This is a genomic window from Prosthecobacter sp., assembly GCF_049294395.1.
Taxonomy (GTDB): Bacteria; Verrucomicrobiota; Verrucomicrobiia; order Verrucomicrobiales; family Verrucomicrobiaceae; genus Prosthecobacter.
Window position 1 is genome coordinate 1 of the sequence record NZ_JBAQCR010000231.1, and the last position, 17,217, is coordinate 17,217.

Consider the following 17,217-nt stretch of genomic DNA (forward strand, 5'->3'; position numbering starts at 1 on the left):
AGCCTTCATACCATTCGCGGCGTGATTTGCCGGACATGCGGCCATCGGTGATCCTGCACGGTTTGCCAGCCTGGCGGGCGGCTTTGCCTGCGTGAAAGTGAGATGAGTTTGGCTGGTTCATGGCTTGGGCGATGCCTCCGGCATGTTGATGACGAACTCTTCGAGGCTCATGGACACGACGACGCTGTCTTCATTGGGAGCAGAGGGGTTGAAGAGTCTAACGGTGGCAGTGTAGTCATCGGGAAACGCCTCAACCCATGCGGCGCGGCCTGTGATCCAGGTGATGCGATATCCATAACCAATGCCGATGTAGGCAAAGGAGTTTGGCACGCCATTCGTGTGGCCGATGTAGCTGCCCTCAGGCATCTCCAGCACATCCTCACAAGGCTCGTAAGAGGTCCTTTCGCGCATCAGCTTTTGTGGCACGCCGGAATGAAATTCCGTGTGGTACAGTGGTTCTTCGCGCAGCTTGAGAGCCTCGTTGACTGTGGGGGCACCCCAACATGTGGCATACCATTGCGGCTGCTTGTTGCGGAAATGCTGCCACACGAACCACACATATTTGTCTTGATGTGGCATGGCCGGTGGTGGCAGTTCTGAGCTGCCTTCAATGAGGGCTTTCATCACTTCACGCCCTCCGGTAGATCTGCCCAGGCTTTGATCTTGGCGCTTCCCACTTTCGATGCATTGGCCCAGCGCCAGCATTCACCATCGTGAAATCCTTCTCCGATATCGCCGGATGCGGACTGCACAAGTACGGTGGCCTCGCTGTCGGGGAGCGTGTCGTCTGTGATCCATGTGATGGTCTCTTTCATACGGGTGTGCCATCCTCCGGTAGATAGGGCATGGCCTTCACAAGTGCCTGGGCGAGTTTTCTTGAAGCTCAGCTGAGGTGAGAATGATTGTCGGATCGCCGCACTCTGCGAGGCCCTGTTCAGCTGCTGCAAAGACAACTGTGAAGTATTGCCCTTTGATACTGGCAGTAATGCTCAGGCCACCGATCTCATCAACGTTGTGACTGATGAGGGCTTGTGGATTTGCCGCCATCCATAGAGCCAGCGCGCCTAGACGATTGGCGGGGGTGTCTTCTAGTGCAATGTTCATCATGCGGCCTCCTGGTGAATAAGCTGGGTTTTGGCGAGCCTGATGGCATCAAGCGGGGTGATGGAAGGCGCGGTGCTGGTGATGTTTTGCGCGAGCTTGAGGGTCATCTTGGCGGTGCGGGCAGATCCGCCGTCTTTGGTGCGGAGGATGGCAAGGGTTTCGCTCTGCGCGGCCTTGTCATCAGCGGCTGTGGGCATGTAGGCTTTGAGCAGGGTGAGGACACTGGCCTTGTCCACGCTGCTGCGGTGCTCGCCGCCGGCATCGGTCACGTCAATGCAGCGGCCCAGGCGTGAGGCGTGCTGGTCATTGGCCTCAAATTTCTTCACGATCTCCTGATTGCCCAGCATCGCGATCGGCGTGCGCGTGGCGTCAAAGAAGTCCATGAGGAACTTGCGGCTGCGTGTGGTGAGGATCTGCGCGTTGTCGATGATGATGAGGCGGTCTGAATCACGGAAGGTGCGCACCAGGGCCTCAGCCTTGCTTTCATTTTTTCCGCAGCGCACCAGGGCGGCCCGGGTAAGCTCGTTGATGAGCTTGTCGCGGCCCGTGGTCCAGTCCCAGATATGCAGGTACACACAGGTTGGATTTTTTGCCGCGTAGAGCTTGCCTGCGCAGGTCTTGCCCGGGCCTGCGGGCCCATAACCCACGCCGATGTGGCGGTGCTGATGAATGAAGTCGAGGAACTCGAAAACGCTCTTCACGCAGAAGCCTTCTTCCGAAAGCTGCATGTCATCCCCCTGCATGAGTTCCTCTTTCATGAGCAGACTGGCGATGGCGTCCTCAAAGTTGGCGAGGTTGCCGCGCCATTTGCCCTCGTTGAAGGCACGATAGCGTGAAACATAGGTCGCTTCTCTGCCGAGCTTGCGGCCCAGCTTTTCGTCGCTGAGCTGCTGGCGTCTTTGGAAGGCAAAGAGACGCTCGGCGAGTGCCTCATTGCGTGTTGCAGCTGCGTCGATCGAAGCGGCATCCGCATCATTGGCGGCGGCGGCTTTACCAGTCGGGTTCGTTGGTTTCATTGGGGTCTGTGGGTGGGTTGGTTGCATGGTCTGTGGTGCTTGCGTTGAGGATCGCCGTGGCACGGCGTCTGAAATCGTCTTTGGCCTGCTGGTGCCCGGTGAGCACTCCGGCGTTGTGCTTGTGCATGGCCAGCTTCTTGCGGGTCTGCTTGGCCTGGCGCGCTTCGAGTGGTTTGAGCATCTCGCTCTCAATGTGGGAGACGCGGCCCATGTTGCGGTGCAGGGCTTCTGCATCCAGGCGGCTGTCGCGCTCGCAGCGCAGGGCGGTGCCGAGGTAGCGGCCCTTGGCATCCTGCACAAAGAGCTGTTTGTCTGCGAAGGGGTTGACGAACACCTTGTACTTTTCGCCATCCTTGAGGTGGCATTGACGGCCCTCGGCATCCGTGATGATGGCCTCAAAGCGGTGCAGGCCCGGCCCGACCTCCTTGTCTTCAAACCGGAACTGCTGCGCCTGTACTTTGCGTTCGGTGGCGAAGTCATCACCCAGGATGTTGCAGACGGTGCCACCATGGATGCGCACCAGGTCACGTGCACCTCGGTGCCAGACTTCAGCGCGTGTCATCTTGCGTGGCCGGGATGGGACCATGCCGCCGTGGATCATCGCCAGGGCCATTTCACGCTGGCCATCTGGCAGCATGAGCAGCTCATCCTGGGTGCGCCACTCGCCGAGCAGCTCCACCACCTGCATGACGTGGCCGCATTCCAGCCAGCCTTCCAGATCATGGTCGGGATCATTTTCAATGAAGCGGTAGATGTCTCCCAGCACGCCGAGGTATTGATTGATCTCCAGCAGCGGGAACTGCAGCAGCGCGGCCTTGTCTGCCGGAAGCTGCTGGTACGCGGCCAGCAGCCGTGAGTTGTATTGCAGCATGCCATGGAGCTGCTCTGGCCTGCGCTGGCGGTCAGGGCCGGTCTGGCCTGGGAGATGAGCCTCCATGTTGTGCAGCAGGTTGTTGCTGCTTTCGAGGCTGGCCTTGAAGTTGGGATTGCCGAGGCTGCGCCCGTCATACTGGCCTGCATGCGCCGCCTTGCCCTGCATGCCGCTTTCTTCCACTGTGATGAGGCCGCCGCTGGCATCGTAAAGAATGCCGCCGATCTCTTCCATGAAATTGGCCGTGCCGTGCTCCGCCAGATTGATGGTGCCGCGTGGCGAGTAGCCATCGAGGTAGTAGGTGGCTGCAATGACCATGCGCATCATCTTGCCGGTGAGGCCGCTGCTTTTGCCGTTGTCGTCTTCGGTGCGCACCTTCACACCCCAGCGCACCTTGCGGCCTGAGAAGTAGTCATGACTGAACAGCTCCAGCGGGCGTCCGGCCTGTCTTTCCAAGAAGCTGTTTACAAAGAGATCGTGCCACACGTCATCCCACATGTAGTGGCTGGCCACATAGCAGCCCTTGCGTGAAGAGAGAACCATGGGGCGGTGCTTCCTTGCGGCTCCGCGTCCGAGCGTGGCGGCTGCACGGCGGAATTTGCTGCTGTCCACCTTGCGGTAAAGATTGCTCCAGCCTGTTGGGTGCGGCGGAGCCAGGCGCGGCAGCGGGCGTCCTGGGTGCGTGCGCTGCCACCATTCTTTCCAGGTGCCATACCCGGGGATGTGCTCGCCACGGGTCCAGGCAGCACGGATGCGCTTGAAGGCAGCGGCCTTGCTGCGCCCGTTTTGATCCACCTCGCTGTTGAGGTATTCCACGAAGTCTTGTGGCACCTTGGCTGCGGGAGAGTGCTCCAGCGCGCCGTCCACCAGCTCACGCCAGTCCTGCGTCTTGCGCCATGCCGTATGGAGCCTGCGCAGGGTGCCTGCGGTGAAGCCGCGTGTCTTGCCAAGCTGCGCCGCCGCCATCTCATATCCCAGGGCAAAGGTGGGAGCTTTGTCGATGCTCTCAAACGCCTGCAGAAGCAACTTTACACGCTCCTGATTGCGCTCCTGCAGCGCATAGAAGGCGGGCAGATCACGCGGCCTGACAGCCTGGGTAAAAAGGCGGTCTGTCGTGGTCAGCGTGGCGCTGTGTGTGTCGAGTTGAGAGTCGCGGTCCATGGTGGTTATTCCTCGCTGTGATCTGCGGCTGTTGTGTCCTTGACGGTGATAATCTTTGTGCCCGCTTTGACCGTTTCGACGGTCACTTCCACAACCTCTCTGCGTACGGTGATGGTATCCCTGCGATAGGTGCCAAAATGGATTTCCTTGGCCTTCTGCATGAACTCGGCGAAGGCCAGAGCCTTTTTGGCGCATGGCACCAAGTAATGGCGGTGTTCGATGGTGAGGATAGCCTGCATCACTTCTTCCCTTTCTGGCTGAGGTGGGATTTGAGGGTGCTGGTGGCTTCCTCCAGCGTGGTCAGCAGCGCTTCCTTTTCGCGCTTGGGCAGCTTGAGGAATTCATTCTGCATGGCGCGGCGGGAGAAGTCCTGCAGCCAGAACTTGGCGAGCTTGTGCTTGTTGCTGGAGGTGCCTGTGTCGTCTTCGGTGGCTGCGTCGCTGCCTGCATCCTTGAGAGGGGTCTTAAACAGTTCGTTGAGGCCCCATTCGTCGGGATGGTCCAGGATGGTTTGCAGATCCTTTTCAGCGATGGTGCCAAGGCTTTGCAGGCTCAATGCATTGCTGCTGCCTGCGGCCTTTTTGCTGTCGCTGGATGGCAGAGCCAGCATGCTTTCACGCTGGCCCATCCAGAAAGCGTTCAGGCGTTTCACGGTGGCCTCGTTCTCGGTGCCGGTGGTGATGCCCTCAAAGAAGTCGCGGTATTTCCGGGCGGTGCGAGCCGTGACTCCCAGGTGGTCTTCGAGGAAGGTTTCGAGCAAAACGGAAGGGGCTTCCGTTTTGCCCCCGGTGCGGTCGCCACCCCGGGTTTCGCCGTGCAATTCTTCATGCAGCGCGCAGAGGTTGGACACCTCCAGTCCGAGGAAGTATTTCAGCAGTTTCGTTCCTGCGATGGTCTGCTTGAGAAGGCCGTGAAGGGCCTTGAAGCGGCTGGTGGCTGCAAGCAGTTCGACGTTCGGGGTCGTGATTGTGGTTGGCTTGGCTTTGCTCATAGAATGGCGGTGCTGTGTTGGCGGAGATGGGAGAGGACGGCTTGATGGGTTTCAGCCAGGGCGGCGTCGGAGATCAGGCCGTGATGGTGGAAGCCGCGTGCGCCAACGAGGCGGACGTAGAGCTTGAAGGGCACCTCAAGCATGCAGGGGCGGCAGATGAAGAAGCTGTGGGGCATCAGCTCGCGGCAGTTGGGGTATGGAATGTCCCGGTGGTCTTGCATGCCTGCCAGCTTGATGCGCATGTCACGCACCACGTCTTTGGCCTTTTCGATCTGATGCTTGACGGTGGCTGTCAGGCCCGGGCGCTTTTCCAGATCACTGATGCGCTTGTCTGCAGCGGTGATCTCGGCGCGGAGTTTGTCGGCTTCAGCGTTCATGCCTCCAGGAGTCCTTTCTGGGGTCTGCCGCACTTGGGCACTTGTTGGATGGCACAGCACAGGATCTGCTGCCGCAGTTCATCGCCCAGGAGCACGTTCTGGATGTCGCGGTTGGCAAAGCTCACCAGCAGATCGCGGCGCACCTTGCGCACGCGTTCTGTGCAGCCGAGGCACACGATGTCTCCGCGAAACATGCGCTGGATGCGGCATGCGGGGCAGGTTTCTGTGCCGCGCCTCCTCACGCTGCGGCCTCCTGCTGGGGTTGTTCGGTGGCCTTGAGCACGGTGGCCTTTCGGGCGCGTGTCTTGGGGGCTTGCTTGAGGCTGGCGCTGAGGCGTTCGTTCACGCTGATGTTGAACTGGGCGAACCATTCCGGGGCGTCATCAAACTGGCTGAGGATGTACTGCTTGTTCAGCTCGGGGTTGAGGCGCACGCAGGCGCTGGCGGCGATCTTGTCGGCATCGGTGCTGCCTTTGACGGCCTCCCGCATCAGCGCGGCCAGGGTGGCGTCTTCATCCTCACACTGCACCACATCGGTGAGGCGGATGGCCAGGCAGTAGCCGTTTTCAGTGAGGCTCTTTTTGTCGCCAAAGATTTCCGGGCCGTGCTGCAAGGCCAGGGCTTTGGCATCGGCTTCGATCTTGTCGAGTTCGGCGCGGTGCGGCGCTTCGATCTTGTTGAGCGAGGCCGTCAGTGCGGTGAGTTCGGCACGCACGTCTGCCGTGGCAGCATTGAGCGTGGCAGTTTTGGCCGCGTAGAGGTTGACCAGGCGCGAGACTTCAGTGCGGGGATCGAGTGTGGTGGTGGGCTGTGTTTGCATGATGAGATGTGTTTGGCGGTCGGTTGGGGTTGATTACCAGCGGGGTTCGGAGGCTCCGAAGACGGCAAAGGCGATGAAGTGCAGCAGCACCAGCAGCGCATGCGCGCCGAGGATGGCGGTGATGCCCCACATCACCTGGGCGATGGTGAAGCCTGCGGCGGTGGTGGTGCGGTGGCGGCTCTGATGGCGCGGCTCCGGCATGGACACCTTGTGGTGGTCCATGGCCTCAGGCTCCGACCATGCCAGTGTTTCAGTGAGCCATGCGATCAGCGCGGCCAGCAGGAAGTGCAGCATCAGCGAGGCGCACACGACAGCGCAGCCATAGAGCAAGCTGTGCGTGGCCAGGGTGATGAGCACGGCGCAAAGCGCACCGAGCACCGTGGCAGCGTAAGAGAGCCGCACAAAGCGGGCGTAAGGGGCCTCACGCAGATCCTGCGATTGCGGCGGAGCGTAGGGATTGAGGTGTTTCATGATCAGGCGGCTGTGTTTTTTGCTTTGAGGAGCGCACGGAATTTTTCCAGAGCCGCAAGTTTACCGTCTGAGGAGCTGGCTTCTGGGATGCCAGGGACGAGCAGCATGCCACTGCTGGCACCTTGTCCATGACGTGCCATCGTGGTCACCAAATCGTGCACGGTGCGTACTGGGCCACTTACGATGGGGATGGTGCCATAGGGCGTTTGGGGGAAGCGCCGTGGTGGCGTGAACTCGATGCGGCCTGATGACCAGCAATAAGCGATGCAGTTCATCTTATGCGGCCCTCCCGTCGTTCTGTTCCACGTGGAGCACGCGGTACTGGGTGTAGGGGCGTGACCGTTGCCAAAGAGTGTGTCTGCCGCGCCTTTGACCAGATCGCTGATGCGGCGCTTCTGCACGGTGGGGTTGTCAGTGCTGCTGTCCGCAGCGCGCCGGTACACGGGCAGCTCGGGGTTGTGCTGCTTGAGCAGAGGCTTGAGGCGGCGGGAGTCCGGTGCGATGCAGACTTCGTGGCATGGGATGCCGCTGGCATTCTGCACGAACCAAGCCTTGATGAATTCGGGCAGCTTCTGGGGGTATTCCACACAGTTCAGCATCACGCGCTGTTGCTCATCCAGCTGATGCAGGGCCTGTTTCAGCCATTCATAATCTTCCGCGTTCAATCCGAGGCTGAGCGCCAGCGTGGCGGTCATGACGAACTGCGTCTGCTGCTTCGCGGCAATCTGCGCGATGGCATCAAGGATGTCTTCGTGTGTGCATTCGATGCTGGTGGGAGCCGGAGAGCGGGTCATCAAGCCGCGCCGGTGGATGGTGCTGTGTTGTGTCGGGTGCATGGTCTGTGCTGTTGTTGTTGTCTTGGGTTTAAGCCGTCTGCTTTTGGGTGGCAGGGGCGGCGAAAAGGTCGGGGTGCTCGAAGTCCAGCACGTTGCTGGGGCGCTTCACGGGGGCGGCATGCGGCTCCAGGGCGCGCAGGATCTTGGGGCAGAGGTCCAGCATGGCGGCGCGCAGGATGGCCTTGTCCCCCTGCTCGTTTTTCCACAGCCAGGCGATCAGGTTGCTCTTGGTGATGCGGTAGCTCTTCTGGTTGCCGCGCCCCCGGAAGTTGGAGGCGGTGGTGGTGATCTGCTTGCTCTTGCAGGCCGCGCTGATCGTTGCGCCGTCACGGTTCAGCACCAGCCCTGCTTCATCCGCAGAGAGAGGATCATGCGGAAAGCGGATGATCGCTTCGAGTGTCGCGTGAAGGCTGGGGGTGGATTGCATGGCGGTGGGGCGGGGTTGACGGGTGATCAGCGGAGATGGCAGAGGCCGTCGCAGTTGATGTCTCCGCAGCTGTCCTCTGCGGTCTGCTTGCCAGCGGCTGCGGAGGCGCCAGGCTTGGCGGATGACGTGGGAGCTGATTTTTGAACAACTGATGACTTGGGCGGGAGACGTGGTGTCAGTGGATCTGCCACCGTTGATGCGGCGCTTGCGCTCCCCGGCTTCTTTTGCTCGTCGCTGCGGAGAGCTGGATGATGAAGCTGCGGAGGTTCAGATGATTGCATTGCAGTTCCTGATCTCTCATGGGAAGTGGCCTCCGATGGTTGCAGATGTTCCTGCGGAGGTTCGTTGGCTGCTTTATCTGAGGATTGATTTTGCGATGTGCCGCATCGGGGCCTTTCGGAGGTCTGATTTTCAACCGCCTGCAACGGCACGCCGCTGGATTGCTCAAATAGCCCTTCTTGGCTGGCCATCTTGGCGGCGAGATGCTTTTCGGCTGGCTGCAATAGATCATCTGTGCCCACACATTGACCTGCGTGGTGTGGAGTCGCCTCACTGGCTGCAAGGATGATTTGCCTCCGCCGCTTGGCGGGGAGAGTTGAAAAGATAATGGAAGTCAGCAGGGAGTGTGACTTTTCCAGATCTGCTTTGAAGGCAGGATTGGGCTCGGCTGTGAAGCAGTCTTTGAAGGCTTCAATCAGGCCGTCACGCAGGGCCACTTCGCTGATGCCGTAGCCATCATTGGAATGTGCCACCACCTCCCCGCTGATGAGGATGACCCACTCATAACCGCCGCAGTCAGGATCTCCGACGATGAGCAGGCGTGTGCCCATGCAGCTGCGCTCATGGATGATGCGGCACTCTGACCACGGGGCGCTGTATTTGAACCGAGGGCGTGCGCCGACGATAGGAGGGACGGGTGGATAACGATTATTCATGATCAAGCGGCTTTGCGGGTTGGGGTGCCGAAGGGACGGCGGCTGTTCTTGGCTGGAGTGAGGCAGGCGAATTTGAAGCCATGCTTGATGAGCTGGTCGAATGCCGTGCTCAGGGTGTGCAGTTGCAGCGCTGACAGAGGGTGATCATCCCAGAAGGCGAGGATTGCATCTGAGGCGATGATCCAGCTGAGGCTCGTGGCGGTGACCGCAAGCTTGATGGCGTGGCCTTCAAGCAGCTCGCGCCGGATGTCACTGAGCTGTTCGGCGGTGAATGCAGGGGTGCACATCACGCGGCCCTCCTTTCGATCTCTGCGGGGATGGGATGGCCTTCTTTGCGCAGCAGGGCTTTGTAGTTCCTGATTGTGGTGGCGGAAGTCCTTTTACCGCTGAGCACAAGGTAGAGGTGCACGCGGTGGCACTTCAATACTTCGGCATGCCTTACTATTCCGGGAAATCGAGCAGCGCCTCGGCGCTTGTGTTTGGTTGGTTTCATCTGTAACGTGTAACTATTGTTACGGTAAGTCTAATTACATGCAAGATGAAAGTTTGATTACTTTTGATGGTCGGCTTCGTGCCTTGATCAAAGAGCGCGACCTCTCCGCAGCGTCGCTCGCGCGGGCGTTGGATCTGAGTCATGTCGCGGTGGGGAATTACTTGAAGGGCAAAGCCACTCCTAATGCCGACCAGCTCCTGAAGATGTGCGACATCCTTGATGTGCTGCCTCACTGGCTTCTGTATGGGAGCGGCCCAAGAGATCGTGCTGAGCTCAGCTCTTTGATTCTGCGTACGGCTAGTGACTCAGCCGAAGCATCAGGGTTGAATGGCGTGGAAAAGCAGAAGAAGTTTGAGCGAGATGAAAAAGTTCTTCGCGAACAATCCACAGCTTATATGCAGGGCGTTGATTGGCGGGAGCGCGCGATTAGTGCGGAAACCAAACTGAGTGCGGTCCGTGAAACTTTGCTCAGTTTGATGGACAGCATCAAGCCAGCTGAAAAATCAACATATCGGTCCACGATCCTTAAACACACAGAAGAAAAAAAATCATGAAAACATTGCTCGCATTGCTTTTGATGTCAGCCGCCTGCCTGGCGGAGAGAATCGAGTATCAGGTGGTGCCCAAGCCTGGGAAGTTTGATGAATTCATTTCCATCAAGACTCCAAACGGGCTGGAACTGAAGAATGCCAGGATCGTGAAAGCCAATGCCTTGGAGGTGCGCGTCATGCATGATGACGGCATTGCCACGCTGGAAACCGATGGCTTTCCGTATGAGATTCGGCAGGCCTTTGGTGCTCACAATCCAGAGGCCCGAAACAAGGCTGAAGAAGAAATTGCCGAACGTGAACGGCTGAAGCGTGCAGAGGCCAAGGCACGGCTGGCGGCGATCAAGGCAGAGAATGAACAAGCTGCTGGCCAAGCGAAGAAGGATGAGAAAAAGACGGTCAGTGTGAGCATGGAAATGAACAGTCCGAAGGCCAAAGAGATCAAGGCGAGGGCTGCTGAAAAGTGGCCTCACAATTTTCCCATGCAGGAATATGAGACGAAAAAACAGGCCGAGGCTTATTTGAAATTGCAGCTGCTGTTAAAGATTGGTGTGCATGGCATGCCGGCCAAGGAGTCCGACATCGTCATTGCTGAGGCCATGGAGGAATGGAAAGACAACTACGAAATGGTGATGTACGAAATCAATGAGCAGGCGAAGGCCTACAAGGCATTGAATCGTTGAAGCAAGTTTGGGAGCTTTAGTTGAGCACAGTTTAAGGCCGCGCATCACTGCGCGGCTTTTTTGTGCCTGTGAACCGATGACCAAACGCGCCAGATGCGCGACGTGAAGAAGGTTTGGTGAGGCGCAGTGTGGCGGTGCACTCAGCCAGTGTTTCACATGGTCTGTGAACGCTGCATGCCGGTCTGCCTTGGGAAAGAAGGACCGGTGTGCAGCGACAGACCTTGGAGGCCCTGGCGGGTGATTTGAAACTTCAGACCATCACCACTCCATGACACCCTTCATCCAACTGCTCATCCGCCACCTGCTCGCCTCCCTGGGGGCCGTCTTTGCCGCGCACAACATCACCGGAGACTCTACAACGAGCATCGTTGTGGGTTTTATCACCCTCGCCATCCCGACGCTGATTTCGTGGTTTGGCAAGGTGGTCAGCATCGACAACGCCAAGGCCGGTGCCCTCACGGGCAGCGAGGTCTTTCGTGCGTTGATCGGCTCCCTCGTCAGCCAGGGCATCACGGCGCTGTCGGTGTACTTCTCGATCGACGCGAACAATCCCGAGCTGCTGCTCGGTGCGATCGTCAACGTGGGAGCCTCCAAACTGGGGCTGCACCAGAAGGTGATGGGCCTGCCAGGCGCGGTGCAGGCGCTGGCGCTGATGAGTGTGCTTTCGCTGAGTTCCTGCGCCACAAGCTCGGCGCTGATCGCTTCACCTTTTGGCCGCGCTCTCATCGCCACAGCGGATCAGCTGGGCAAAGCGGTTATTGAGACCACTCAGAAGGTCGGGCTTGAGCAGATCATTCTCCAGGCTTCTGCCAAAGTGGCCGCGCTCAAGGCTGAGGGCATCCATGCAGATCCTGTGAAGGAAATCCTGCGCGGCTCCCAAATATCCGCCTTCACCGATGTCATTGAAGCTGCTCAGGCCAAGTACCAGCAGCTCACGGGCAAACGCTACATGCTGCCGAAGAATCCGGTCAGCGTGCTCCAATAATCACCCCACATACCAAGGGCCTGCGGCGGGTCCGCTTAAGCCGGGCTGATCACCCGAGAACTGCCGCAGGCCCATACATCTCCTCTCTGCCATGACTTCGATTACCGCCATTCAGACACTCCTCAAGCTGCCAGCCGATGGCACGTGGAGCCCGACCGATCAGGCGGCGCTGCTCAAGGCACCAGTGACGATCAAGAAGCGCATTCAGGCGTGGCTCGGTGTGGTAGTGGATGGCCTATGGGGCGCGAAGTCCCAGGGCGCATTGAATGGGCTGAACTCTTCCGGTGTTGACTCTTGGATTTACTGCGAGGCATCCAGCTTCGCTGATCCTGCGGACCTGCGTGCCTTCAAGCAATGCAAGGCCACCGGCAAGACAGACCTGCAATGTTTTGCCGTGGGCGACAATGGTGTGGGTGAATGCGGCGTCATCACCTCACAGGAGCACACGCCTTACGTGGCGGTGCATAAAGACTTCATGATTTCACGCTGGGGCAGCAAGGGGGCAGCCTGGCTGCGCGAGGTGGAGGTCTTCGCTAACGGCGTGACCTTCCGCGCCAAGGTCGGAGATCGCATCAGCGCCAGGGGCCGCATCGACCTCAATCCCGCCTGCCTCAAGCTCATCAATAAACCCGCCCCGCTCAAGACCGCTGCCAAGTGGCGCTGGGTCTGATCCGCATCCTTTCCGCAATCTCCTCATGATCACACTCGCCAATCTCCCGATTCCTGAAGCCATGGACTTCTGGAAGTGGATTGTTTCTGCCTGGGCTGCGTACTCCATGTATGCCAAATATGTGGAGACTCAGGCCCATAAGCAGCGCATGAAGAGCGGCAGCAAAGAGGAGCCGTTCAACATCGGGCAGCCGGTGATGGTGAAAGAGTCCATCTCGCATGCGGAGAAGCCGGAGCTGGACAAGCTCAGCGCGGCGGTGGTGGCACTCACTCAGACGGTGAACGTTAATCATACGAACAACCTGCTCGCGGGGTCTGAACGCGAATCCTCCATCAAAGATCTACTGCGCCACGAGGTGAGCGCTGTGACCCGTGAACTGTCCGCTTTCAAAGACTCGCTGCACAAAGAACTGACGCTGATCCGCGAGCGCATCGCCTCCGCTGAAACGAGGCTCGATCAATCTGACTCCTAGAACGCCATGAACCGACACAAAGCCATCTGTCTCGCCATCCTTGAAGTGCTGGAAAACTGCGGGGAAAACGCCCTGCCGCAAAGCACCCTGCATGATCATATCAATGACCGCATCGCGCAAAAGGCGCGCACCATGGAGCTGCAAGCCGCTTTGGATGATCTCAGCGGCCAGGGCGACAGCGTGATGGATGCGATCGACAAACTCCCACCAGGGAATTTTGGCGATGATGAGGCGCGCTGGTTCATCACCAAACAAGGCCGTGTGCTGCTGCGGCAGAAGTAACGTCATGAGCGACACACGCGACAACAAGAGCCTCTGGAGCAAGCTCACACCCGAGCAGCGGGATGAGTTGATGTTTGCCCTGGTGGATTCACGCTGCGGTGCTGAGGCTGGTGCCGCGCTCGCAAAGACTTGGAATGTCTCCACCTCCAAGAGCGCGGTACATCGCTTTTATGAAGCGGAGCGCTCCAACTGGACCATCGAACGTGCCAAACGATTTGCGATCGAGACCTTGGGCATGTTGCCGGAAGAGCTGGAAACCGCCCAGCGCAATGTGGTGCGGCAGAAAGCCTTTGAGCTTGCTTCGTCATCTGAGCTTAGCGCCAAGGATCTGCTCAAGCTGCGGGATCAAGAGATCAAGCTCATCATGGCACAACAAAACGAAGTGCGGCTGAAGCAGGCAACGCGCAGTCTTGACCAGGCTCAGCAAAAGCTGGAGCAGGCCGAGCGGCGCGTGAAGGCGCTGGAAGAGCAGGCTGCTGCCACCAAGCTGGCCGCCGAGAAAGCCAAGGACGCCATCAAGAGCGGCGGCATGGACGATGACACACGCGCCAAGCTCATTGAAGAGATGGATCGCATGATTCTCGGCACCACGGCGGCGGCAGCGAAGAAGAAAGAGGGGGCTGTCTGATGCTCATTCAGACACGTCCTTCGTTTGAGACTGAGCAGGGGCTGTCTCGCTATCTGTTGCCAATGCAGGTTGAAGCAGTGCTGGATGAATCGCGGTATCAATACGACGAGAAATGCAACCGCTGCGGTTGGTCGTGGACGATGGCGCTCAAGGATGTACGCAAGCGGATCATGGTCAAAAACAGGGACTGCCTGTTCACGACTCAGAACTGGAATGGTGCGGTGGAGTTTGGCCGCTACATTGAGCAATGGCTTACGCTGTATGATCTCGGCAAGCATGTGCTGTCTCGCGGTGAAGAGTGGATCACCGTCAATAAGGATGACGGCAAAGGTGGCAAGGTGGCCGTGCAAGAGAAGGTGGGCTTTTACAAGTTTGACGGTGGCAGCCGCATTGTTTTGTTTTCGTCATCACCCTGGGCCATTCAGACTTTCGAGGGGGATGTGCGTTGGGATGAAGCTGCCTTCCATGAAAATCAGGAGCAGATGCATGCGGCGCTCAGCACGCGTATTCAGTTCGGCTACGACTATCACGTCTGGTCGGCACACAATGGCATGGGTTCCTGGTTCAACCAGGTGCTGGGCAAGATCGCCCGTGCGCCGGGATCTGGTTGGAAGTGCCGCAAGATCACGATCTATGATGTGATTGATCAGGGCATCGTGGAGAAGATCAATGCACGGGCCGGAACGAAGATGACGCGTGCAGAGTTCCTGGAGGACTGCCGTCGTCGTGCCCTGACGCCAGCCATCTTTGCGGAGCGCTTTGAGTGCAACCCTTCAGACTCCGGCAGCAGCATTGTGCCCTGGGGAGTGATTGAAAGCCGTCGTGATCAGACCATCACAAGAGCACATTTGAAGGATGCCGAGATCAAGGATCTCTTTGGGCCTGCAGACGGTAACGAGGGGGATCGGATCTCGCGCATGCATGGATGGATGCAGCGACACTTTGCAACAGCGACGTGGAACCCTGCGCACTACCGCCTGGGCTTTGACGTGGCTGCTTCGGGCCAGGGAGATCTTGCTTCGTTTTGGATCGACGTCAAAATCGGCGCATGCTATCATCAGCGCGCCTTGCTCACTGCTCAGACGGAAGACTGGCACTTTCTCAAGGCGGCTCTGTTTTGGTTCCTGCAACGCCCTGGTATGAAAGGCGCGGGAGACAGTACGGGCATTGGCAAGCAGATTACCTGGGAGGCTGAGCAGCGCTTTAGCGGCTCATTCATCGGGGTGCCGTTCACGGTCAGTAGCAAGAGCCGCATGGGGACACGCCTCATGACTCAGCTCCAGTCGGGCGAGCGCCGCCTTGCTGTGGGCAATGACGATGTGGCCATGGACATTTATTCCATGCAGAAGACCACGCAGGGGAGTCAGATCAGCTTCACCGCCACGGCCAATCCGCTTAACCCTGCCAGCCATGGAGATATGGCATGCAGCGCCTGGCTTACTCCTGAGATTGATCTAGAGCATGGTTCGGATGCCCTGCCGCCCCGAACTTTCGGCGTGCAATGGCGTCCAGCCTCTGCCGACCGCCGAAACCGGTCCCTTTTGGGGTGAAAAGCCGGAATGCGCAGAAACCGGGTTTTAACGCGTTTGAAGGGGGTGGGGGCGTGTCACGGCAGCACCCGGCCCCCTTTAAGGGCCTGAAAACCGTTGCAAACGCATTGCAAACGGCCTGCGGGGTCCGGGCGATGGCCGGATTTCCGGGCTGGTGAGGTTTTGGGGCGGTGGTCCGGGGTGGGGTGCCGGAATGCGGCAAGGGCTGAAAACGGCCACCAAACGCGCCAGATGCGCGACGTGAATAGGGGTGTGGCTGTGGTGAAATGCCTCCGCTTTGAAGAACCCGCTGTCACAACTCTGGAACCGCTTTGTCTCCCGCCCTGCCGCCGCCCTGGCCAATGCAGTGTCGGTGCAGGTGCGCTCTCTGACGATGGCGATCCACATCAGCAGCGCCAACAAATGGCGGGATCTCTTCAATCCTCTGCGCGGCCTCACCATGGTGCGCGCCGTGGGCTACCTGGAAGAAGGGGAGCGCGGTGCGTATGCGGATCTGCAGTGGCTCTACCGCTTCATTGAGAAGCGCAACGCCACCCTGCGCGGCGGCAAGCGCTCGCTGCTCTCTGCCATCACGGAAATGGGGTGGGACATCAAGATGGTGGAAGAGAAGCGCCTGCCCAAAGGCTACACCAAGGCCCAGGCGGAAGCGCAGGCCACCGCACTGCGCAGCGCGTATGACGCTATCACCAATCTTGAAGAGGCGCTGGAGTTTCTGGGCCTGGCGGAGTTTCGCGGCTACTCGCACCTTGAAATGATTGAAGGCAATGTGCCTGAGTGGATGGATGGCAAGCCAGGCATCGTGGAGCTGCGGCCCGTGGAGCAGTGGTACTGGTGCCGCGATGGCCGCAATGGCGACTGGGTGTACAATGACGGCGCACGCAGCGGCATGACCAAAGGTGAACCTGTCGATCTGACACGCTTCATCGTGCGGGAGATTGACGATCCGATCAATGAGATCGCGCTCCTGGCTCATGTGCGCATGCAGATGGGCCGCAAGGATGAGGACGGTTTCATCGAGAGCTTTGGCATCCCGTCCATCTTCGCGGTGATGCCGCAGAATGTTCCCCAGGGGCAGGAGTCGGCTTATCAAGACCTGGCAGAGGAAGTCATCAGCAATTCACGCGGTGCGCTGCCGCATGGCACAGAGATCAAGACGGTGGACGCTGGGGCGCGTGGTGTGGCACCTTTCCGCTCCTATCAGGAGGGGCTGGAAAAAGAAATCGTCATGGCGATCACCAGCGGTGCGCTCACGATGCTGGCAGAGAGCGGCAGCGGCACCCTCGCGGGCGGTGCGCACTCTGACACCTTCATGCGTGTGGCACGCGCCCTGGCGCGGCGCATCACCGGAGCGATGCAGAAGCAGTTTGATGCCCGGGTGCGTGAACGCATCTTCCCCGGACAGCCGATGCTGGCGTACTTTGAGATCTCGGCCAATGAGGAGGTGGACACCGGAGAGAGCATCAAGGATGTGACGGGCCTCAAGCAGGCGGGCTTTGATGTTGATCCTTCCCAAGTCACCGAGCGCACCACATGGCGCGTGACCAAGTCCGCCGTGCAGCCGCCTGCAGGCAAAGGCGTGCCACCGCTGCCGAATCGTGCGCCCGCTGCTGATGCCCAGGACGAAGGTGCAGAGCCGCAGGACATCACCCAGGAGATGCTGGCCGCGTCTCTGGATGAGCTGCTCTCTGGCATGCATGCCGACTTCATGCCCGTGGCAAAGCGCCTGCGGGAGCTGCTCATCGATGCGCAGAGTGAAGAGGATCTGAAGGCCGGTGTGGAGCTGCTCATGGAAGACCTGCCCAAGCTCGCCGCCGAAGTGGGAGCCTCTGAGGCCACCGTCCAAAGCTGGCAGAAAATCCTCGGCACTGCTGCCGCCAATGAAGCGGTGAACTGACCA

General features: G+C 59.2%; 24 protein-coding genes. 9 read left to right on the forward strand and 15 right to left on the reverse strand.

Going from position 1 to position 17,217, the window contains the following annotated elements; all coding sequences use genetic code 11:
- Positions 1-117: 117 nt before the first annotated feature.
- Genes WAW39_RS15965 through WAW39_RS16035 form a run of 15 tightly spaced genes read right to left on the reverse strand, consistent with a single transcriptional unit; the run spans position 118 to position 9,296 of the window.
- Positions 118-624 carry a hypothetical protein gene (locus WAW39_RS15965; protein WP_422320182.1) on the reverse strand — a complete coding sequence of 169 codons (507 nt, stop codon included), beginning with the start codon at positions 622-624 and terminating at the stop codon, positions 118-120.
- Positions 624-815 carry a hypothetical protein gene (locus WAW39_RS15970; protein ID WP_422320183.1) on the reverse strand — a complete coding sequence of 64 codons (192 nt, stop codon included), beginning with the start codon at positions 813-815 and terminating at the stop codon, positions 624-626. The genes WAW39_RS15965 and WAW39_RS15970 overlap by 1 nt, the downstream gene beginning before the upstream one ends.
- Positions 816-852: 37 nt before the next feature.
- On the reverse strand, positions 853-1,107 hold the full coding sequence (locus tag WAW39_RS15975) for a hypothetical protein (RefSeq protein WP_422320184.1): 255 nt from the start codon (positions 1,105-1,107) through the stop codon (positions 853-855).
- On the reverse strand, positions 1,104-2,120 hold the full coding sequence (locus WAW39_RS15980; RefSeq protein ID WP_422320185.1) for an AAA family ATPase: 1,017 nt from the start codon (positions 2,118-2,120) through the stop codon (positions 1,104-1,106). The genes WAW39_RS15975 and WAW39_RS15980 overlap by 4 nt, the downstream gene beginning before the upstream one ends.
- On the reverse strand, positions 2,095-4,152 hold the full coding sequence (locus WAW39_RS15985; RefSeq protein ID WP_422320186.1) for a hypothetical protein: 2,058 nt from the start codon (positions 4,150-4,152) through the stop codon (positions 2,095-2,097). The genes WAW39_RS15980 and WAW39_RS15985 overlap by 26 nt, the downstream gene beginning before the upstream one ends.
- A gap of 5 nt (positions 4,153-4,157) precedes the next feature.
- Positions 4,158-4,391, reverse strand: coding sequence for a hypothetical protein (locus WAW39_RS15990; RefSeq protein WP_422320187.1), 234 nt, complete (start codon positions 4,389-4,391; stop codon positions 4,158-4,160).
- Positions 4,391-5,143, reverse strand: coding sequence for a hypothetical protein (locus WAW39_RS15995; protein ID WP_422320188.1), 753 nt, complete (start codon positions 5,141-5,143; stop codon positions 4,391-4,393). Before WAW39_RS15995 ends, WAW39_RS15990 begins: the two co-directional genes overlap by 1 nt.
- On the reverse strand, positions 5,140-5,520 hold the full coding sequence (locus WAW39_RS16000; RefSeq protein ID WP_422320189.1) for a hypothetical protein: 381 nt from the start codon (positions 5,518-5,520) through the stop codon (positions 5,140-5,142). The genes WAW39_RS15995 and WAW39_RS16000 overlap by 4 nt, the downstream gene beginning before the upstream one ends.
- Positions 5,517-5,714 (reverse strand): hypothetical protein, encoded by a 198-nt coding sequence (locus WAW39_RS16005; protein WP_422320190.1) that lies wholly within the window; start codon positions 5,712-5,714, stop codon positions 5,517-5,519. Before WAW39_RS16005 ends, WAW39_RS16000 begins: the two co-directional genes overlap by 4 nt.
- A 44-nt stretch (positions 5,715-5,758) precedes the next feature.
- Positions 5,759-6,340 (reverse strand): hypothetical protein, encoded by a 582-nt coding sequence (locus WAW39_RS16010; protein WP_422320191.1) that lies wholly within the window; start codon positions 6,338-6,340, stop codon positions 5,759-5,761.
- Positions 6,341-6,373: 33 nt separating this feature from the next.
- A complete protein-coding gene (locus WAW39_RS16015) occupies positions 6,374-6,811 on the reverse strand; it encodes a hypothetical protein (RefSeq protein ID WP_422320192.1) in 438 nt (145 codons plus the stop codon).
- A 2-nt stretch (positions 6,812-6,813) separates the two neighbouring features.
- The gene (locus tag WAW39_RS16020) at positions 6,814-7,647 is read right to left on the reverse strand and encodes a hypothetical protein (RefSeq protein WP_422320193.1); all 834 of its coding nucleotides are present in this window, start codon (positions 7,645-7,647) and stop codon (positions 6,814-6,816) included.
- Between the two features lie 28 nt (positions 7,648-7,675).
- Complete coding sequence (locus tag WAW39_RS16025) at positions 7,676-8,074, reverse strand: hypothetical protein (protein ID WP_422320194.1); 399 nt, start codon at positions 8,072-8,074, stop codon at positions 7,676-7,678.
- Between the two features lie 26 nt (positions 8,075-8,100).
- Positions 8,101-9,009, reverse strand: coding sequence for a hypothetical protein (locus WAW39_RS16030; RefSeq protein WP_422320195.1), 909 nt, complete (start codon positions 9,007-9,009; stop codon positions 8,101-8,103).
- A gap of 2 nt (positions 9,010-9,011) precedes the next feature.
- Positions 9,012-9,296, reverse strand: a complete 285-nt coding sequence (locus WAW39_RS16035) for a hypothetical protein (protein WP_422320196.1) — start codon at positions 9,294-9,296, stop codon at positions 9,012-9,014.
- A 244-nt stretch (positions 9,297-9,540) separates the two neighbouring features.
- Between WAW39_RS16035 and WAW39_RS16040 the strand changes: the two genes are divergently transcribed.
- From WAW39_RS16040 to WAW39_RS16080, 9 genes are all read left to right on the forward strand, one after another.
- Positions 9,541-10,056, forward strand: coding sequence for a helix-turn-helix domain-containing protein (locus WAW39_RS16040; protein WP_422320197.1), 516 nt, complete (start codon positions 9,541-9,543; stop codon positions 10,054-10,056).
- Positions 10,053-10,733, forward strand: coding sequence for a hypothetical protein (locus WAW39_RS16045; protein ID WP_422320198.1), 681 nt, complete (start codon positions 10,053-10,055; stop codon positions 10,731-10,733). Before WAW39_RS16040 ends, WAW39_RS16045 begins: the two co-directional genes overlap by 4 nt.
- Positions 10,734-11,001: 268 nt before the next feature.
- Entirely contained in the window at positions 11,002-11,718 is a 717-nt protein-coding gene (locus WAW39_RS16050; RefSeq protein ID WP_422320199.1) for a hypothetical protein, read from the forward strand.
- A 91-nt stretch (positions 11,719-11,809) separates the two neighbouring features.
- The gene (locus WAW39_RS16055) at positions 11,810-12,388 is read left to right on the forward strand and encodes a hypothetical protein (protein ID WP_422320200.1); all 579 of its coding nucleotides are present in this window, start codon (positions 11,810-11,812) and stop codon (positions 12,386-12,388) included.
- 25 nt (positions 12,389-12,413) lie between these two features.
- Positions 12,414-12,860 (forward strand): hypothetical protein, encoded by a 447-nt coding sequence (locus WAW39_RS16060; protein ID WP_422320201.1) that lies wholly within the window; start codon positions 12,414-12,416, stop codon positions 12,858-12,860.
- A gap of 6 nt (positions 12,861-12,866) precedes the next feature.
- Positions 12,867-13,142 (forward strand): hypothetical protein, encoded by a 276-nt coding sequence (locus WAW39_RS16065; protein ID WP_422320202.1) that lies wholly within the window; start codon positions 12,867-12,869, stop codon positions 13,140-13,142.
- A 4-nt stretch (positions 13,143-13,146) separates the two neighbouring features.
- Positions 13,147-13,770 (forward strand): hypothetical protein, encoded by a 624-nt coding sequence (locus WAW39_RS16070; RefSeq protein ID WP_422320203.1) that lies wholly within the window; start codon positions 13,147-13,149, stop codon positions 13,768-13,770.
- 62 nt (positions 13,771-13,832) lie between these two features.
- Positions 13,833-15,320: a hypothetical protein gene (locus WAW39_RS16075; RefSeq protein ID WP_422320204.1), complete on the forward strand. Its 1,488-nt coding sequence runs from the start codon at positions 13,833-13,835 to the stop codon at positions 15,318-15,320.
- A 277-nt stretch (positions 15,321-15,597) separates the two neighbouring features.
- Positions 15,598-17,214, forward strand: a complete 1,617-nt coding sequence (locus WAW39_RS16080; protein ID WP_422320205.1) for a phage portal protein family protein — start codon at positions 15,598-15,600, stop codon at positions 17,212-17,214.
- Positions 17,215-17,217 lie beyond the last annotated feature (3 nt).

What these genes read in the sequence shown, in the direction of transcription:
- WAW39_RS15965 (WP_422320182.1), bottom strand. Translation starts at nt 624, where the DNA reads ATGAAAGCCCTCATTGAAGGCAGCTCAGAACTGCCACCACCGGCCATG.
- WAW39_RS15970 (WP_422320183.1), bottom strand. Translation starts at nt 815, where the DNA reads ATGAAAGAGACCATCACATGGATCACAGACGACACGCTCCCCGACAGC.
- WAW39_RS15975 (WP_422320184.1), bottom strand. Translation starts at nt 1,107, where the DNA reads ATGATGAACATTGCACTAGAAGACACCCCCGCCAATCGTCTAGGCGCG.
- WAW39_RS15980 (WP_422320185.1), bottom strand. Translation starts at nt 2,120, where the DNA reads ATGAAACCAACGAACCCGACTGGTAAAGCCGCCGCCGCCAATGATGCG.
- WAW39_RS15985 (WP_422320186.1), bottom strand. Translation starts at nt 4,152, where the DNA reads ATGGACCGCGACTCTCAACTCGACACACACAGCGCCACGCTGACCACG.
- WAW39_RS15990 (WP_422320187.1), bottom strand. Translation starts at nt 4,391, where the DNA reads ATGCAGGCTATCCTCACCATCGAACACCGCCATTACTTGGTGCCATGC.
- WAW39_RS15995 (WP_422320188.1), bottom strand. Translation starts at nt 5,143, where the DNA reads ATGAGCAAAGCCAAGCCAACCACAATCACGACCCCGAACGTCGAACTG.
- WAW39_RS16000 (WP_422320189.1), bottom strand. Translation starts at nt 5,520, where the DNA reads ATGAACGCTGAAGCCGACAAACTCCGCGCCGAGATCACCGCTGCAGAC.
- WAW39_RS16005 (WP_422320190.1), bottom strand. Translation starts at nt 5,714, where the DNA reads ATGTTTCGCGGAGACATCGTGTGCCTCGGCTGCACAGAACGCGTGCGC.
- WAW39_RS16010 (WP_422320191.1), bottom strand. Translation starts at nt 6,340, where the DNA reads ATGCAAACACAGCCCACCACCACACTCGATCCCCGCACTGAAGTCTCG.
- WAW39_RS16015 (WP_422320192.1), bottom strand. Translation starts at nt 6,811, where the DNA reads ATGAAACACCTCAATCCCTACGCTCCGCCGCAATCGCAGGATCTGCGT.
- WAW39_RS16020 (WP_422320193.1), bottom strand. Translation starts at nt 7,647, where the DNA reads ATGCACCCGACACAACACAGCACCATCCACCGGCGCGGCTTGATGACC.
- WAW39_RS16025 (WP_422320194.1), bottom strand. Translation starts at nt 8,074, where the DNA reads ATGCAATCCACCCCCAGCCTTCACGCGACACTCGAAGCGATCATCCGC.
- WAW39_RS16030 (WP_422320195.1), bottom strand. Translation starts at nt 9,009, where the DNA reads ATGAATAATCGTTATCCACCCGTCCCTCCTATCGTCGGCGCACGCCCT.
- WAW39_RS16035 (WP_422320196.1), bottom strand. Translation starts at nt 9,296, where the DNA reads ATGTGCACCCCTGCATTCACCGCCGAACAGCTCAGTGACATCCGGCGC.
- WAW39_RS16040 (WP_422320197.1), top strand. Translation starts at nt 9,541, where the DNA reads ATGCAAGATGAAAGTTTGATTACTTTTGATGGTCGGCTTCGTGCCTTG.
- WAW39_RS16045 (WP_422320198.1), top strand. Translation starts at nt 10,053, where the DNA reads ATGAAAACATTGCTCGCATTGCTTTTGATGTCAGCCGCCTGCCTGGCG.
- WAW39_RS16050 (WP_422320199.1), top strand. Translation starts at nt 11,002, where the DNA reads ATGACACCCTTCATCCAACTGCTCATCCGCCACCTGCTCGCCTCCCTG.
- WAW39_RS16055 (WP_422320200.1), top strand. Translation starts at nt 11,810, where the DNA reads ATGACTTCGATTACCGCCATTCAGACACTCCTCAAGCTGCCAGCCGAT.
- WAW39_RS16060 (WP_422320201.1), top strand. Translation starts at nt 12,414, where the DNA reads ATGATCACACTCGCCAATCTCCCGATTCCTGAAGCCATGGACTTCTGG.
- WAW39_RS16065 (WP_422320202.1), top strand. Translation starts at nt 12,867, where the DNA reads ATGAACCGACACAAAGCCATCTGTCTCGCCATCCTTGAAGTGCTGGAA.
- WAW39_RS16070 (WP_422320203.1), top strand. Translation starts at nt 13,147, where the DNA reads ATGAGCGACACACGCGACAACAAGAGCCTCTGGAGCAAGCTCACACCC.
- WAW39_RS16075 (WP_422320204.1), top strand. Translation starts at nt 13,833, where the DNA reads ATGCAGGTTGAAGCAGTGCTGGATGAATCGCGGTATCAATACGACGAG.